Source organism: Streptomyces sp. NPDC008092, from assembly GCF_042957285.1.
Taxonomy (GTDB): Bacteria; Actinomycetota; Actinomycetes; order Streptomycetales; family Streptomycetaceae; genus Streptomyces.
Genome location: NZ_JBIBHY010000012.1, coordinates 274,915 through 290,664 on the forward strand (window position 1 = coordinate 274,915; position 15,750 = coordinate 290,664).

General features: G+C 71.7%; 15 protein-coding genes. 7 read left to right on the forward strand and 8 right to left on the reverse strand.

All coding sequences use genetic code 11. The annotated features are described in order from the left end of the window. Nucleotides 1–45: 45 nt before the first annotated feature. From ACFZB3_RS34980 to ACFZB3_RS34990, 3 genes are read left to right on the forward strand one after another with little or no spacing between them, the layout of a single operon-like run. Nucleotides 46–1,227, forward strand: coding sequence for a hydroxylase (locus ACFZB3_RS34980; RefSeq protein ID WP_391382690.1), 1,182 nt, complete (start codon nt 46–48; stop codon nt 1,225–1,227). A 32-nt stretch (nt 1,228–1,259) separates the two neighbouring features. After that, the gene (locus tag ACFZB3_RS34985; RefSeq protein ID WP_391382692.1) at nt 1,260–1,790 is read left to right on the forward strand and encodes a flavin reductase; all 531 of its coding nucleotides are present in this window, start codon (nt 1,260–1,262) and stop codon (nt 1,788–1,790) included. Nucleotides 1,791–1,847: 57 nt separating this feature from the next. Further along, nucleotides 1,848–2,585: a hypothetical protein gene (locus tag ACFZB3_RS34990; RefSeq protein WP_391382694.1), complete on the forward strand. Its 738-nt coding sequence runs from the start codon at nt 1,848–1,850 to the stop codon at nt 2,583–2,585. 52 nt (nt 2,586–2,637) lie between these two features. Here ACFZB3_RS34990 and ACFZB3_RS34995 read toward each other — a convergent pair whose 3' ends face one another. The 4 genes from ACFZB3_RS34995 to ACFZB3_RS35010 form a co-directional block, all read right to left on the reverse strand. Further along, nucleotides 2,638–3,396, reverse strand: a complete 759-nt coding sequence (locus tag ACFZB3_RS34995; protein ID WP_391382696.1) for an SDR family oxidoreductase — start codon at nt 3,394–3,396, stop codon at nt 2,638–2,640. Between the two features lie 34 nt (nt 3,397–3,430). Further along, nucleotides 3,431–4,195 (reverse strand): SDR family NAD(P)-dependent oxidoreductase, encoded by a 765-nt coding sequence (locus ACFZB3_RS35000; RefSeq protein ID WP_391382698.1) that lies wholly within the window; start codon nt 4,193–4,195, stop codon nt 3,431–3,433. A gap of 29 nt (nt 4,196–4,224) precedes the next feature. Then, nucleotides 4,225–5,349, reverse strand: a complete 1,125-nt coding sequence (locus ACFZB3_RS35005) for an acyl-CoA dehydrogenase family protein (RefSeq protein WP_391382700.1) — start codon at nt 5,347–5,349, stop codon at nt 4,225–4,227. Between the two features lie 219 nt (nt 5,350–5,568). After that, complete coding sequence (locus ACFZB3_RS35010) at nt 5,569–7,047, reverse strand: aldehyde dehydrogenase family protein (RefSeq protein WP_391382702.1); 1,479 nt, start codon at nt 7,045–7,047, stop codon at nt 5,569–5,571. A 247-nt stretch (nt 7,048–7,294) separates the two neighbouring features. On the opposite strand from ACFZB3_RS35010, the gene ACFZB3_RS35015 reads away from it, so the two are divergent. After that, nucleotides 7,295–8,572 carry an amidohydrolase family protein gene (locus ACFZB3_RS35015; RefSeq protein WP_391382704.1) on the forward strand — a complete coding sequence of 426 codons (1,278 nt, stop codon included), beginning with the start codon at nt 7,295–7,297 and terminating at the stop codon, nt 8,570–8,572. Nucleotides 8,573–8,644: 72 nt separating this feature from the next. Here ACFZB3_RS35015 and ACFZB3_RS35020 read toward each other — a convergent pair whose 3' ends face one another. After that, on the reverse strand, nt 8,645–9,673 hold the full coding sequence (locus ACFZB3_RS35020; RefSeq protein ID WP_391382706.1) for an LLM class flavin-dependent oxidoreductase: 1,029 nt from the start codon (nt 9,671–9,673) through the stop codon (nt 8,645–8,647). Nucleotides 9,674–9,747: 74 nt separating this feature from the next. Continuing rightward, nucleotides 9,748–10,521, reverse strand: coding sequence for an enoyl-CoA hydratase-related protein (locus ACFZB3_RS35025; RefSeq protein ID WP_391382708.1), 774 nt, complete (start codon nt 10,519–10,521; stop codon nt 9,748–9,750). A gap of 102 nt (nt 10,522–10,623) precedes the next feature. On the opposite strand from ACFZB3_RS35025, the gene ACFZB3_RS35030 reads away from it, so the two are divergent. The 3 genes from ACFZB3_RS35030 to ACFZB3_RS35040 are packed head-to-tail and all read left to right on the forward strand — an operon-like array spanning nt 10,624 to nt 13,507. After that, nucleotides 10,624–10,941, forward strand: coding sequence for a hypothetical protein (locus ACFZB3_RS35030; protein ID WP_391382710.1), 318 nt, complete (start codon nt 10,624–10,626; stop codon nt 10,939–10,941). 14 nt (nt 10,942–10,955) lie between these two features. Next, nucleotides 10,956–12,485, forward strand: a complete 1,530-nt coding sequence (locus ACFZB3_RS35035; RefSeq protein ID WP_391382712.1) for an AMP-binding protein — start codon at nt 10,956–10,958, stop codon at nt 12,483–12,485. Next, nucleotides 12,482–13,507: a phosphotransferase gene (locus tag ACFZB3_RS35040; protein ID WP_391382714.1), complete on the forward strand. Its 1,026-nt coding sequence runs from the start codon at nt 12,482–12,484 to the stop codon at nt 13,505–13,507. Before ACFZB3_RS35035 ends, ACFZB3_RS35040 begins: the two co-directional genes overlap by 4 nt. A 128-nt stretch (nt 13,508–13,635) precedes the next feature. Here ACFZB3_RS35040 and ACFZB3_RS35045 read toward each other — a convergent pair whose 3' ends face one another. Continuing rightward, complete coding sequence (locus tag ACFZB3_RS35045) at nt 13,636–14,427, reverse strand: glucose 1-dehydrogenase (protein WP_391382717.1); 792 nt, start codon at nt 14,425–14,427, stop codon at nt 13,636–13,638. Beyond that, the gene (locus ACFZB3_RS35050; RefSeq protein ID WP_391382719.1) at nt 14,424–15,743 is read right to left on the reverse strand and encodes an acyl-CoA dehydrogenase family protein; all 1,320 of its coding nucleotides are present in this window, start codon (nt 15,741–15,743) and stop codon (nt 14,424–14,426) included. Before ACFZB3_RS35050 ends, ACFZB3_RS35045 begins: the two co-directional genes overlap by 4 nt. Nucleotides 15,744–15,750: the final 7 nt, after the last annotated feature.

The following is a 15,750-nucleotide window of genomic DNA, read 5'->3' on the forward strand; positions in this document are numbered from 1 at the left end:
GCCACGCCGCGCGGGCGATGGACCAGTCACCAGGAGGTGGGCGGAGTGACGCACGAAGTGGTCGGCCGTGTCGAGGAGTCGGGTCCGGAACTGGCCGCACTCGCCGACGAGAACGAGTCACTCGGCAAGTTGAGCGACCGCACCGTCGAACTGCTGCGCTCCGCCGGAGTCGTACGGCTGCTGCAGCCCAAGGAGTTCGGCGGTTTCGGCGCTCATCCCCGGGACTTCGCGGAAGCGGTGATGGCGGTCGCGCGGCACGACGGGGCCGCCGGCTGGGTGTGCGGTGTCGTCGGCGTCCACCCGTGGGAACTGGCACAGCTGGACCCGCGGCTCGCCCACGAGGTGTGGGACGACGACCCGGACACCTGGATCGCCTCCCCGTACATGCCCAACGGCATCGCCGCCCCGGTGGACGGCGGCTATGTCCTCAGCGGCCGCTGGCCGTTCTCCTCCGGCAGCGACCACTGCCGCTGGGACTTCCTCGGCGCGCTCCTCGGGGACGGGAAGGGCAGGCCGGCCGGGCCGATCACCGTGATGCACGTGGTGCTTCCCCGCTCGGACTACGAGATCATCGACGGCACCTGGGACGTCGTCGGCCTGTCCGGCACCGGCAGCAAGGACGTCGTCGTCGACAAGGCGTTCATCCCCGCATACCGCACCGTGCGGCAGGAAGCCGTCCAGGACGGGGCCGCCGCCGAGGCGATCGGGCTCACCGACACGCTGTACAGGCTGCCCTTCGCCTCGATGTTCCCGCTCGGGATCACCGCGGCCGTCATCGGCATCTGCGAGGGCGCGCTCGCCGTGCACCTCGGCCAGCAGAAGGACCGGGTCGCCGTGACCGGCGTCCAGGTCCGCGACGACCCGTACGTGCTCTACGCGGCCGGCGAGGCCGCCGCCGAGATCGCCGCCTCGCGGGTCCAGCTCATCGACGGCATCAGCCGGCTGTACGACAAGGCCGAGGCCGGCCGGGAGATCACCGTCGAGGACCGGTCGAACGTACGGCGCAACCAGGTCCGGTGCGCCTGGCGGGCCGTCTCCGCCCTGGACGAGATCTTCGCCCGGTCCGGCGGCAACGCGATCCGGCGCGGCAACCCGATCCAGCGGTACTGGCGGGACGCGCACGTCGGACTCCAGCACATGATCCACGTCCCCGGCTCCGCCTACCACGCCAACGCCCTGGCCCGGATGGGGCTCGAACTGCCCGAGTCGATGCGGGTCCTGATATGAGGGACGGCGCGGTCCGTCCCCGGGAGGCGGACGTGACCGAGGGCCGACGGTTCCGCGACGTACTGGGCAACTTCCCCACCAGCGTGGTCGCGATCACCACCACGGACGCCGGGGAGCGGCCGCACGGGATGATCGTCGGCACCTTCACCTCCGTGTCCCTCGACCCGCCCCTGGTGTCCTTCCTGGCCGACCGCTCCTCGGCGACCCTGCGGACGATCAGGACCGCGGGCCGCTTCTGCGCCAACGCGCTCGCGGGCGACCAGGAGCGGATCTCCCGGCGGATGGCGGCCGGCCCGGCGGGCGAGCGGTTCACGGACATGACCTGGGAGGCCTCGCCGCTGGGCAGTCCCGTCCTGGACGGGGTCGTCGCCTGGGTGGACTGCGCGGTGGACCAGGTCGTCGAGATCGGCGACCACCTGCTGGTCGTGGGACGGGTCCACGACCTCCGCGTCGAGTCGTTGAAGACCCCGCTGCTGTTCTTCCGCGGCGGATACGGCGACTACCTCTCCAGCGCGGCACTGCTGCTGGACAGGCTCGTCGGCTGGGACGAGATCGGCCGGTAGGCACCGGCCGGCAGCAGCCGTCCGGTGGACGCCGGCCGGCCCACAAGGGAGCCGCAGTTGAGAAGAGACCTCTACCTGAGACTTGAACGCGTGTCGGCGTGGTGCGGTGTCGTCCTGATGGTGGGCTTCGTCGTGGCCTTCAGCGCGGGCCACCTCCTCACCCCGGTGGACCCGCAGATGAGCCCCGCGGACCTCGTCACCTTCCTGCACGACCACCGCACGGGGATCCTGTGGTGCACCGTGATCATGGTGCTGGCCGTGCCCTTCGAGTACCCGTACGTCGTCGTGACGAGTCTTCAGATGAAGCGCGTCGAGGGCGGCTGGGGGCTGTTGTCCATGATCCAGCTGACCACCGGCGTGGTCGCCCCGCTGGGCTTCTTCTTCCCCCTCGCCATCCTCTCCGCCGCCGCGTACCGGCCGGAGATCCACTCGCCCGACGTGCTGGCCGCGCTGACCGACACCTTCAACCTCATGCTGGTGGGCAACGCGTGCATCTTCGTCCTCCAGGTCTGGTCGATCGGCTACACGGCGTTCGTCGACCACCGGGAGAAGCAGGTCTTCCCCAAGTGGTACGGCTGGCTGAGCATCGTGCTGGGCGTGCTCCTCATCCCCGGAGCCTTCGTCTTCGTCACGGACAGCGGACCGTTCGCCTGGAACGGCGTGCTCGCGAACACCATCCCCTCGCTGACGTACTTCGTCTGGAAGATCGCCACTCCCTACGTGCTGCTCAAGGCGATCAGGTCGGAGGAGCAGGAACTGGCCGGGCAGGCGGAGGCCCGGCCGGTGACCGTCTGAGCGCATGCCTGTGGCCGTGGTCCCGGCAGGGACCACGGCCACACGCGTGCTGTCAGACCGAGAGCGCGAACCCGCCCGTCACCCGCAGGGTTTCACCGGTGACGAAGGACGCCTTCGACGAGACCAGATACAGCAGCGCCTCGACGACGTCCTCCTCCCGGCCCTCCTGCGGCAGGATCTGCTCCCCGAGGACGCGCTCCGCCTCGGCGGGGGAGAGCTGGGCCCGCACCGCGTCGGTGAAGATCAGGCCCGGCGCGATGGCGTTGACCCGGATGCCGTCGGCGGCGAACTCCCGCGCGAAGGCCACCGTCAGGCCGCGCACGGCGAGCTTGGACACCCCGTAGATGCTGCGGTTCGCGTAGGCCGCCGACGAGGAGATGTTGACGACACAGGCGCCGGCGCGGCCCTTCATGGCCTCGCGGGCGGCCATGGTGCAGATGACGGTGCCCATGATGTTGACGTCGACCACCCGCCGGACCCTGGCCAGGCCCAGTTCGGTGAAGGGCTTGTTGTAGGCGGCGTGCAGACCGGCGTTGTTGACCAGGATGTCGAGCCCGCCGTGGACTGCGGCGATCTCGCTCACCACGGCGCCGACGCCGTCCTCGTCGGCGACGTCACAGGAGACTCCGGTCGCGCCCCGGCCCCGTGCGGTGAGTTCGGCGGCCGCCTCGGCCGCGGCCTCGCCGTCGACGTCGGCGAGCACGACATGCGCGCCGAGCTTCGACAGGGCCTCGCCGAACGCCTTGCCGAAGCCCCGGCCGCCGCCGGTGATCAGGGCGACCTTGCCCTGGTGCGGTGTGTTGTCCGCCATCAGCACCTCACTCCGGTCACTTCGACGGCTCCGGTCACTTCGGCCCGAACCGCTGGCCCGCGTCCAGACGCAGGCACTGGCCGTTCAGCATCGGGTTGTCCACGACCGCCAGGGCCAGCTTCGCGTACTCCTCGGGCCGGCCCAGCCGCCGTGGGAACGCGGCGTCCTTCACCAGGGCGGCCCGCGTCCCGGCGGGGATCCTCTCGGTGGCGCCGGTCTCGAACAGGCTCGGCGCGATGGCGACGACCCGGATGCCGAGGGAGCCCAGATCGCGGGCCATGGTCAGGCTCATGCCGGCGATGGCGGCCTTGGCCGCGGAGTAGGCGACCTGCCCGATCTGCCCCTCGAAGGCGGCGATCGACGACGTGTTGACGATGACACCGCGCTCGCCGTCGGGTTCCTCGGGCTCGTTGCGGCTCATGTGCGCGGCGGCCAGCCTGCTGATGTTGAAGGTGGCGACGGCGTTCAGGTCGAGCACCCGGCGGAACGTCTCCAGGTCGTGCGGTCCGTCCTTGCCGAGGGTGCGCCGCACACTGCCGCCGCCCGCCGTGGTGACCGACACGTGCAGTCCGCCCAGTGCCTGTACGGCCGCGTCCAGGGCGCTCTCGGCCGCCGCGAAGTCGGTCACGTCGACGGGGTGGAAGCTGCCGCCGAGCGCGGCGGCGACCTCCCCGCCCGCCGACGCGGGACGGTCGAGCACGGCGACGTCGGCGCCGCGGGCCGCGAGGAGTTCGGCGGTGGCCCGGCCCATGCCTGAGGCGCCGCCGAACACCACCGCCTTCTTTCCCTTGATCTCCATGGGGAACCCTTCGGTTTCGGATCGTCCGCTCAGATGGCTGCGGGAGACACCCGCAGGAAGGTGCACAGCCGGTCGCGGTGGACGGCGGCGTCGCCGTACAGCACGCTGTCGGCCCTGGCCCGGCGCAGGTGGAGGTGGAGGTGGAGCTCCCAGGTGAAGCCGATGCCGCCGTGCAGTTGGAGGGCCCGCCCCGCGACCTCGCCGGCCGCGGCCGCGACGTACGAGGCGGCGGCGCAGGCGGCCCGGCCGGCGTCCGGGGCGCCCGCGTCGGCGGCCATCGCCGCGTAGCCGGTGGCGGCGCGGGCGCCGTGCACCCGCAGTGCCATGTCGGCGCAGGCGTGCTTGACGGCCTGGAAGGCGCCGATCGGCCGGCCGAACTGGACGCGGGACGTGGTGTGTTCGACGGTGAGGTCCAGCAGGCGCTCCATCACCCCCAGCGCGTCGGCGCAGCGCAGCACCGACGCCTCGTCGAGGAGCCGCTGGATCTCGCCGGGGCCGGCGCCGAGACGGCGGTCCGGCGGCAGGCGCACCCCCTCGAACCGGACCTCGTAGAAGGCGCGTGTCAGGTCCAGGACCTGCTGCCGCCGGACCGTCACACCGGGGGCCGTACGGTCGACGAGGAAGGACGTCGGGACCCCGTCCCGGCGGGCGGTGACGAGCAGCCAGCGGGCGCCGCCCGCGTCCCGCACCGCCGTCTTCACGCCGTCGAGGACGACCGCGTCCCCGGCGGACCGCGCCGTGGCCCGCACGCCGTCGAGGGACCATGGCGCGTGCGGTTCGGCGAAGGCCCAGGTGGCCCAGTCCGAGCCGGCGGCGAGCGCGGGCAGCACCTCGGCGCACAGCGCGGGCGACCCCGCGGCGGCGAGCGCGCGCCCCGCGATCGCGGTGGGCGTGACCGGTCCCCGTCCTAGCGCCCGCCCCATCTCCTCGGCCACGAGCGCGAGTTCCACCAGACCCTGGCCGGCGCCGCCGTACTCCTCGGGCAGGCCGAGACCGGGCCAGCCGAGGTCGGCCGTCAGCCGCCACACCTCGGGATCGACGTCCTCCGCGCGGTCCGCCCAGGCCCGCACATGCTCGATCGGGGCCCGTTCCGACAGCAGGTCGCGGGATGCCTCACGGAGCATCTCCTGCTCTTCGCTGAGCTCGAAGTCCACCGCATAAAGGTATCCTCTTTTAACCGTACGGTCGAGATCGCCGACCAATTATGCAGGAAACTTGTCGATCGGTCTTGCATTAGAGTGTTCTGAATTCCATGGCTCAAGTTGTTCTTCTCTCCGCGTGCCGCACCGCCATCGGAACCGTCCGGCGGAGGAGCCTGCGGGCACCGAGGCCTTCGAGCGCGCCGCCACCGTGTGGGGCGGGCGGTACGCGTCTCAGCGTGCCGCCCAGCTGACCGTCTTCGTCTGCAGGTACTCGTCCAGGCCGAACTCGCCCCACTCCCGGCCGAGTCCGCTCTGCTTGTACCCGCCGAACGCGGCCCGGGGGATCACTCCGGCGCTGCTCGCGTTGATGGAAACGGCCCCGGTCCGGATACGGGACGCCATCTCGTACGCGGCCACGGTGTCGGCGCTCCACACGGCGCCGGCGAGACCGTAGGGACTGTCGTTGGCGATCCGCACCGCCTCCTCGTCGTCGGCGAAGGGAATGACGACGCCGACCGGGCCGAAGAACTCCGTGCGGGCGATGGTCATGGAGTTGTCGACGCCGGTGAAGAGAGTGGGTTCGACGAAGTAGCCGCGGTGGAGACCGGGGGGCCGGCCGCCGCCGCAGACGAGTCGGGCCCCCTCCTCCTCGCCGAGGCGGATCAGCTTCTCGACCTTGGCCCGCTGCGCCTCGCTGATCAACGGGCCCATGGTGGTGGCCGGGTCGGCCGGATCGCCGACCTTCACCCGGGCGAGGGCCGCGGTCAGCCGGGCGACCAGTTCGTCGTGGACGGACTCGTGCACCAGCGTGCGGGTCAGCAGGGAACAGCCCTGTCCGGCATGGGCGGTGATGCCCGTGAGCGCGGCACGCACGGCGCCGTCGAGGTCGCCGTCGGCCCGGACGATGCTGGCCGACTTGCCGCCGAGTTCGAGGACGACCTTCTTCAGGGAGGCCGCGGCCTGTGCGTAGACCATGCGGCCGACCGTGTCGGAGCCGGTGAAGCTCACCAGGTCCACCATGGGGTGGGTGGTCAGCGCCCGGCCCTCCGCCACGTCACCCGTCACGATGTTCAGCACGCCCGGCGGCAGCCCGGCTGCATCCGCGAAGTCGCCGATCAGCAGGGACTCCAGGGGCGTGGCGGGCGCCGGTTTCAGCACGGCGGTGCAGCCGGCCGCCAGGGCCGGGATCACCTTCATCATGCTGAGGAAGAACGGGAAGTTGTAGGCGGAGACCAGCGCGCACACCCCGAACGCCTCACGGCGCAGCACCCCCTGCGAGATGCCGATGCCCGGCGCGATCGTGGGGTCCATCGGGCGCTCCCAGGCGAACGTGGGGATCACCCGCTCGGCCATGTCCCGCAGATGCGTCACCGGAACACGGGTCTGCAGTGTCTCGGCCAGGGCGCGGACCGAGCCCGCCTCCGCCATGTTGACGGCGACGAGTTCGGGCAGCCGGCGCTCCATCTCCTGGGCCATCCGGAGCAGGACACCGGCCCGCTCCACGGGCCGCATCCGCGGCCACGGACCCTCGTCGAAGGCGCGCCGGGCCGCCCGGACGGCTTGGTCCATGTCGGCGGTCGAGGGGCCGGGTACCTCGGCGATCGGCTCCTCCGTCGCAGGGTTGCGGACGGGCACCGGGGTGTCCGACCGGCCGTCGGTGCGGCGCCCGTCGATGTAGAGCCGCGTGGAGAACGCGTACGCCGTCGTCATGTCCGCCTCCTGGTCGACTGCGGTGCTCCTCGGACGCCCGCAGAGTTGAGTGTACTTAATTGGACTCCCCTGGGAAGGGGTGGGATCTCGGCCCCCGTGTCAGCAAGATGTCAGGATTCCGGGCGGGAATCGCCTGGTCATTCCGTGTGCTGAATTGTTGACTCGACCGGTCGGTACAGCTAACTTCGGCAGAACCAGCGGGTTGGATTTCTGCGACGAACGACGAGGTTCGAAAGAGGTACCGCCTGTGTTCAAGGAATTTGTCGTCTCCGGCGACTCGCACATCATCGAGCCGGTCGATCTCTTCAAGACCCGGCTGCCCAGGCACCTTCGTGAACGTGCCCTGTGGGAAGAGGAGTTCACCCTCGACGAGCCGATCGTCGACGGCGGGCACACCGAGTTCAAGAAGCTGCACACCATCGGCTTCGACGGCTGGACCATCTCCAAGTACCGCCAGATAGGCGGCGAGACCCCGGACGGCGATCCGGAGCACATCATCCGGGACATGAACCTCGACGGCGTCGACGCGTCGGTGATGTTCCCGAACCTCTCGCTGTTCGTCCTGTTCACGGACGACCACGAACTGTCCATGGCCCACGCCCGGGTGTGGAACGACTACCTGGCCGAACGGTACCTGTCCTACAAGGACCGGCTGCGGCCGACGGCGGCGATCCCGCTCACGGACGTCCCCGCGGCCGTCGCGGAGATCGAGCGGGTCGCGCGGCTGGGGATCGGCGCGCTCCTCCTCCCGGAGATCCCGCCCCTGCCGTACTACGCACGCGAGTACGACCCGGTCTGGGCGGCCGCGCAGGCGCACGGGCTGCCGGTCTTCATCCACGTCGCGACCGGCGGGGTGAAGGTCAAGGAGGAGGTGTCCGAGACCGCGGTGACCGTCCGCGGCCTGATGACGGCCATGAACATGGGCAAGGGCAACCTGACCGACGACATGGTGGCCGGCCGCACCATGGGCAGCGCGGTCGGCTCGGCCGTGGCCGGCCCGCAGGGCATCATCGCCAGCCTCGTCGGCGGCGGGGTGTGCGAGCGCTTCCCCGACCTGCACTTCAACCTGATCGAGTACACGGCCGGCTGGCTGGTCTCCTTCATGGGCTACATGGACAAGGCATGGAAGACCGGCACCGGCCAGGACCCCGACTGGTGGCTCGGCTTCTGGGACGACAGCCGCGGGCCGAAGGAGCAGCCCGCCATGGGGCGGCTGTTCGCGGTCAACGACAGGTGGCCGTACCCCCTCAAGCCCACCGAGTACGTCCGCCGGCAGATCCACGTCCAGTTCGCCGACGACCCCACGGCTGTCAAGGCCCGCCACATCACCGGCCTGTCGACGGTGATGTGGGGCAACGACTACCCGCACGCCGAGGGCACCTTCCGCAGCAGCGACGAGTGCATCGCAGAGAACTTCGAGGGAGTGGGCGACGAGGACCGCGCCGCCATCCTCGGCGGCACCCTCGCGAAGGTCGTCGGCTTCGACGCCAGCCGCAAACTGGCCCCGGTCCCCGAGCAGGCCTGACGGCCCACCCGGCCCGGACCAGGCCCGGACCGGACCTGGCACGGGCCGGACCTGGCACGGGCCGGACCCGGTTCAGACCGGGTCCGGGTCCGGCTCCGGCAGGGCGCCGATCAGGGCCAGCCCGGCTCGGGCGTACGCCGCCCGGCGGCCGCGGCCCACCATGAAACTCGGTGGGGCGAAGTAGCCGATGTCGCGGGGGAGCGAGGCGGCGCGGCGGGCCAGGGTGTCCTTCGCGTCGGCGGTCGTGCCGCAGACCGCGATCTCGGCCAGCATCTCGTCGGTGACCGCCCGGGCCATGGCGTCGATGTCACCGGCCCGGAAGGCGTCGCGCAGCCGGGCCACGGGCTCCTCCCAGCCGTGGTGGGCGACGAAGGGGTCGTACGTCCGGACCGTGAGGTAGAAGGCGATCATGCGCCGGGCATCGGCGATCGCGCGCTCGGGCGCGTGGTCGTCGACCGCCGTGATGATCCAGCCGTGTTCGAGCGGACGCGGGCCGGCCGGGCCGTGTGCGGCCGCGTCCCGGCCCCGGGCCACCGCGGGTCGTACCACCTCGTTCCACCAGGAGCCGGTGAACAGCCCGTGCCCGACGACGCCGTCGGCGACCCGGCCGGCGGTGACGGCCATCCGGGCGTTGAACGCGGCGAGCAGGACAGGAATGTCCAGCCGGCCGAGCACGGGGGCCCGGACGTCGGCGTCGAGGTCGTAGAACTCGCCGGCGTACCGGACCCGCTCGCCGTTCTCCGCGTGCAGCCAGGCCCGTACGGCACCCACGGTCTCGGCGATCCGGGCCACCGGCCGCTCCGCGGGCACGCCCAGCCAGTCCCGGTTGATCCGGAACGCCGCGCTGCCCAGCCCGAGGAACAGCCGGCCCGGCGCCTGGGTGTGCAGGTGGCGCAGGGCGGTGGCGTGGGCGTAGGGCGTGCGGGCGAACGCGTAGGCGATGGCGGGCCCCGCCATCGCGCGCTCGGTGTTCGCCACGATGTCGGCCACGGTGAGATAGGAGTCGTGGTCGGCGAACTCCCCGGCGCAGAAGGCCTCGGCGCCGGCCCGCTCGGCCTCCCGTCCGACGTCCCGGCCGGGCCAGGGCATACCGAACCGCATGACAGCCTCCCGTTGCTCACTCCGAAACGACATCGCGCAAAAAAGTACACTTATTTAGGTAGGGGTGGGAAGTCTCAGCGCAGTGTCCACCTCCCCCTGGGCACCGCCGCGCGGTCGATCCCGGCCTTCCCGATCGGGTTCCCGAGCTGCGTGTACGACAGCCCGGTGCGCAGCGCCTGGGTGCGGGTCGAGTCGAGGGACTCCCAGATCGCGCGGACCGTGCCCTGGACGGCGGCCGGCGGCTTCGCGGCGATGATGCGGGCGATGCCGTCGGCGCGGTCCCACAGGTCCTCGCGTGGCAGCACCTCGCTGACCAGGCCGATCTGCAGTGCGCGGGCCGCCGACACGCGCTCGTCCAGGCCGAGCAGGGCGATGCGCAGCGCCTCGCCCAGAGGGACGCGCCGGGCCAGCCCGATGGGTTCCAGGGCTGCCGTGAGCCCGTAGCTGACATGCGGGTCGAAGAACGTCGCCTCCTCCGAACAGATCAGGATGTCGGCCTCGTTGAGCCAGTAGAAGGCACCCCCGGCGGCCATCCCGTGCACCGCGCAGACCAGGGGTTTCCACACCTGGTTCAGCTTCGGCGAGAGGAACTCGCCGGGATCCGTCTGCGACCAGACGTTCGGGTGGCGGTCGATCCCCTCCTTCACGTCCATCCCCGTGCAGAACGCCCGGTCACCCGCCCCGCGCAGCACGACTACGTGCACGTCGTCATCGTTCTTGACGGTGTCCCAGAGGGCGGCGAACTCCTCCAGCATCCGCTGGTTGAAGCCGTTCATCACCTCGGGCCTGTTGAGGGTGACGGTGGCGACGTGGTCGGTCACCTCGAACAGGACGGTCTCCAGTTCCATCCGGCAGCTCCGTTCTCGACGCGATCGAGGAAAGTAGTATACTTTTCTCTGGTTACTCGGTGCCGCGCGTTCGGCGCCACGAGAGCCGCGGAGGACACTGCGATGAGGCCACGCGTGGGGCAGATGCTCACCAGTACGGTCGACACGACGGCGGTGATCGTCGTGCGGTGCCCGGACGAGGAACTGGAGATCGGCTGCGGCGGTGCCGCCATGGCCGAGGGCAACGGGAACGGTGCGGGAGCCACCGCCACCGGTACGGCCGCCCCGGGCCTGACGGGCGGGTCGCTGCTCGGCAAGCGGTACGCCGACGACGAGCTGGGCGTGGAACTGCTGTGCACCAAGCCGGGACCGGGCACGCTGACGGTCAACGGCGTCCCGCTGCCGATGAAGGCCGCCAAGCCGCTGCCGGCCTCGGACTGAGCGGCGGGCGGCCCGTGAACCTGTCGATGCTGCTGGACATGGCCGCCGAGGGTTTCGGCGACCGGGTCGTCATCGGGCGCGCGGACGACGGCCTGACCGCCGCCCGGCTGCGGGAACTCGCCGTCGGCGGGGCGCGGTTGCTCCGCGACGCGGAAGCCGACGCGATCGTGTACCTCGCGGTGAACGGTCCGGCCCTCCCCGCCGCACTGTTTGCGGCGGCCCGCGCCGGAGTACCCCTGGTACCGGTCAACTACCGCCTGGGCGACGCCCAGCTGGACGCCCTGCTGGCCAACCACCCCCCCGCACTGGGCATCGCCGATCCGGCGCACGGTGCGGCGCTGCGGCGCGCGGGACTGCCGGTCCGCAGCCCCGCCGAGTGGCTCGCCCAGGCCGCCGGGGTGGCCGAGCACGCCGGCGCCCCGGCCGGAGCCGACGACGACCAGGCGGTTCCCGACGCCCCGGCCGTCCTCATCTACACGAGCGGCACGACCGCCGCACCCAAGGGCGTGGTCCTGCGCCACCACAACCTGGTCTCCTACGTCCTCGGCACGGTGGAGTTCGCCGGAGCCGACCCCGCCGAGGCGGCGCTGGTGAGCGTCCCGCCGTACCACATCGCCGCCGTGTCGAACGTGCTGACGAACCTGTACGCGGGGCGCCGGGCCGTCACCCTGGAGCAGTTCACCCCGGACGGCTGGCTCGGCCTGGTGCGGGAGCAGCGGATCACCCACGCGATGGTCGTACCGACGATGCTCGCCCGCATCATGGACACGGACGGGCTCGACCGGTCGGTGCCCTCGCTGCGTGCCCTCGCCTACGGCGGAGCCCGGATGCCGGTCCGGGTCGTCGAGACCGCCCTGCGGGCCTGGCCGCACGTGGACTTCGTGAACGCCTACGGGCTCACGGAGACCTCCTCCACCATCACCGTGCTGGGCCCGCAGGAGCACCGCACGGCCGTCGCGAGCGAGGATCCCGCGGTCCGGGCCCGGCTCGGCTCGGCGGGGCTGCCGGTGCCGGGCGTCGAACTGGAGATCCGCGACGTGTCCGGTGCGGTGGCGGCCCCCGGTGAGACCGGGCAGATCTGGGTACGCGGCGCGCAGGTGTCGGGGGAGTACGCGGGCGGAGGCTCCGCCGTCGACGGGCGGGGCTTCTTCCACACCCGCGACCGGGGCCGCCTCGACCACGACGGCTACCTCCACATAGCGGGCCGCGCCGACGACACGATCATCCGCGGCGCCGAGAACATCGCGCCCGCCGAGATCGAGGACGTCCTGCTCGGCCACCCCGACGTGCTCGACGCGGCCGTCGTCGGCCTCCCCGACGAGGAGTGGGGCCAGCGCATCGAGGCGGTGGTCGTCCTGCGGGCCGGCGTGAGCGTCGACCCGGATGCCCTGCGGGCCCAGGTGCGTGCCACGCTGCGCGGCTCCAGGACCCCGGAACGCATCACCCGCTGGCCCGAACTGCCCCGCACCCCCACCGGCAAACTGGTCCGCCGCGACATCGTCCGGGCGCTCACCGCCGAGGACCGGACGGGGAGCGGAGCATGAGCGTCGTCGCCGACAGCGCGGACCTGACCGCGGAGCTGGCCCGGCGGACTGCCGTCGCCCTGCGCGACTGGGCGCCCGAGGCCACGGTGGAGTCGGTCGAACCGCTCGCCGGCGGCACGTCGAGCCTCACGTACGTGGCCGCACTGGCGGGCGCCCCCGCCGGCCACGAGCGCGTCGTCCTCAAGGTGGCCCCGCCCGGCCTGGCACCGGTCCGCAACCGGGACGTCCTGCGCCAGGCACGGCTCATGCAGGTGCTGACCGGGGTGCCCGGCGTCCGCGTGCCGAAGGTGCTGTTCTCCGACCAGGGCACCCCGACCGCCCAACAGCCCTTCGTGGCCATGGAACTGGTGCCCGGACAGTGCGTGGAGCCGGTGCTGGTGCCCCGTGGGACCGTGCCCGCCGGACAGGTGCGGGCGCGGGCGCTCGACGCCGCCCGGATGCTCGCCCACCTGCACCGCGTGGACCCCAAGCGCACCGCGCTGGCCGTGGAGCCCGTCGTCACGCCCGGCGCCGAGATCGATCGCTGGGCACGGGCGTTCAGCACCGTCCCCGAGGACCTGCGCGCCGGCTGCGAGGCGGTCGAGGAACGCCTGCGGGCCACCGTGCCCGCCGCGATGATGCCGGTGTTCACCCACGGCGACTACCGGCTCGGCAACACGCTGTGCGACGCCGACTCGGTCAACGCGGTCATCGACTGGGAGATCTGGTCGCTGGGCGACCCCCGGGTCGACATCACCTGGCTGACCTTCTTCACGGACGAGGCACACCACCCGGCGTCCGTCTCCGCGGAGCCGACCGGGATGCCGGGCAAGGCGGAGCTGATCGACGCATACCAGGAGGCGCGTGGCGAACCGCTGCGTGACATGGCCTGGTTCGAGGCGCTGACGAAGTACAAGGAGGCGGCGGCGACCGCGCTTTTGATCAAACGGGGGCGAAAGGCGGGGCGGTTGACCGAGATGCATCGGCGGATGCGGCCCGAGTTGCCTGTTCTGCTGGCGGAAGCGGCCGAAATGCTGCGGTAGTCGGTCGGCTGCGGGCGCGTGGGGGCTGGTCGCGCAGTTCCCCGCGCCTCTAAAAGACAGGGGGCTGCAGTCGCGCCCCTTCAGGGGCGCGGGGAACTGCGCGAGCGACCACGACGCGCCCGCACTGTTCAGTACAACCCGCCATCCACCCGAATCAGGGACCCCGTCGTATAACTCGACGCATCGCTCGCCAGGTACAGCGCCGTGCTGACGATCTCCTCCGGCCGCCCAGGCCGGCCCGCCGCGCTTCGCGCGCTCTGCCTCTTCTCCTCCGTCCAGGCCTTGGAGATGTCCGTCAGGAACGGACCCGCGGAGATCGTGTTGACGCGTACCGTCGGGCCGTACTCCAGGGCGAAGACCGTGGTCAGCGCGTTGAGCGCGGCCTTCGCACCGGCATACGGGCCGAACCGCGGCTGGGGGAACAGCGCGCCCGAGGACGACACGTTGACGATCGAGCCGCCGTCGCCCTCGGCCATCCGCTGCCCGATCAGCGACGCGAGCCGGAACGGGCCCTTGAAGTTGACGCCGATCACCTTGTCGAAGAGCTCCTCACTGGTCTCCGCGGAGGAGGGGGCCAGCGGGGACATCCCGGCGTTGTTGACGAGGACGTCGACGTGACCGAACTCCTCGTACGCGAGGTCCGCGAGCCGGCCGAGGTCGTCCCAGCGGCCCACATGCGCGGCGACCGGCAGCGCGCGCCGGCCCAGGTCGCGGACCTCCGCCGCGACCGTCTCGCACGCGTCGAGCTTGCGGCTCGTGACCACCACGTCCGCGCCCGCCGTGGCGAAGGCCCGCACCATCTCCCGGCCCAGCCCCCGGCTGCCGCCGGTCACGAGCGCGACCTTGCCGGACAGGTCGAACAGGTCGGCCGGGGCGACGGACTTGGCGTCACGACCGCCCGGGACGCGCTCGCGGCTCATCCGTCCACCCGGCCGCTGAGGTTGTCGTCCTCGATGATGTGGGCGTACCGCTTGCGGGCCGCCTCCAGCTTCGGCGGGATGTGCTCGCTCGGGAACAGGCCCTGGGCCGGGGTGTAGTTCCTGAGGAGCTGCTTGGCGATGGTGGTGCGGTGCACCTCGGTCGGGCCGTCGGCGAGGGCGAGGTTCGGCGCGGCCATCCACCACCTGGCGAGCGGGAGTTCACCGGTGGTGCCGAGCGAGCCGTGCAGGTGGACCGCCCGCTGGACGATGTCGTGCAGCACCTTCGCCGTCTGCACCTTGCACATCGCGATCTGGGTGCGGGCGGCACCGTGCGGCTGGGTGTCGATGATCCAGGCGGTGTGCAGCACGAGCAGCCGGAACTGCTGCAGCTCCACCCAGGAGTCCGCGATGAACTGCTGCACCGCCTGCTTGTCGGCGAGCAGGGTGCCCTGGGTACGGCGGGACAGCGCGCGCTCGCACATCATGTCGAAGGCACGCGTGCACTTGCCCACCGTCCGCATCGCGTGGTGCACGCGCCCGCCGCCGAGGCGGGCCTGGGCGACCTCGAAGCCCTGGCCGGGGCCGCCGAGCATGGCGTCGAGCGGGACGCGGACCTGGTGGTAGCGGAGGTAGGCGTGGATGCCCTCGTCGAGGTTCTCGCGCTCGTCCATGGTGCCGACGTTGCGCTTGATCTCGATACCGGGTGTCCCCGACGGCACGATGAACATCGACATGCGCCGGTGCGGGGCCGCGTCCGGGTCGGTGACGGCCATGACGACGAGGAAGGCCGCGTAACGGGCGTTGGAGGAGAACCACTTCTCCCCGTCGATCACCCACTCGTCGCTGTCCCGCCAGGCACGGCAGGTGAACTCCTTGGGGTCGGCGCCCGCCTGCGGCTCGGTCATCGAGAACGTCGACACGATCTCGCCGTCGAGCAGCGGCCGCAGATACTCGGCCTTCTGTTCCTCGGTGCCGAACATCGCCAGGATCTCGGCGTTCCCGGTGTCCGGGGCGGCGGTGCCGAAAACCGTCGGCGCCCAGTAGGAGCGGCCGAGGACCTCGTTGAGCAGGGCGAGCTTCACCTGGCCGTAGCCGGGTCCGTCCAGTTCGGGGCCCAGGTGGCAGGCCCACAGGCCCTGCTCCCGGACCTGCTGCTGCAACGGCCCGAGGATCGCGCGGGCCTTCTCGTTGCGGGTGTCGTACGGGTCGCCGCCGTGCGGGAACAGGAGGTCGAGCGGCTCGACCTCCTCGCGGACGAAGGCGGCCGCCCAGTCGAGCTTGGCCTGGAAGTCAGGATCGATCGCGAAATCCAGCATGGCAAAA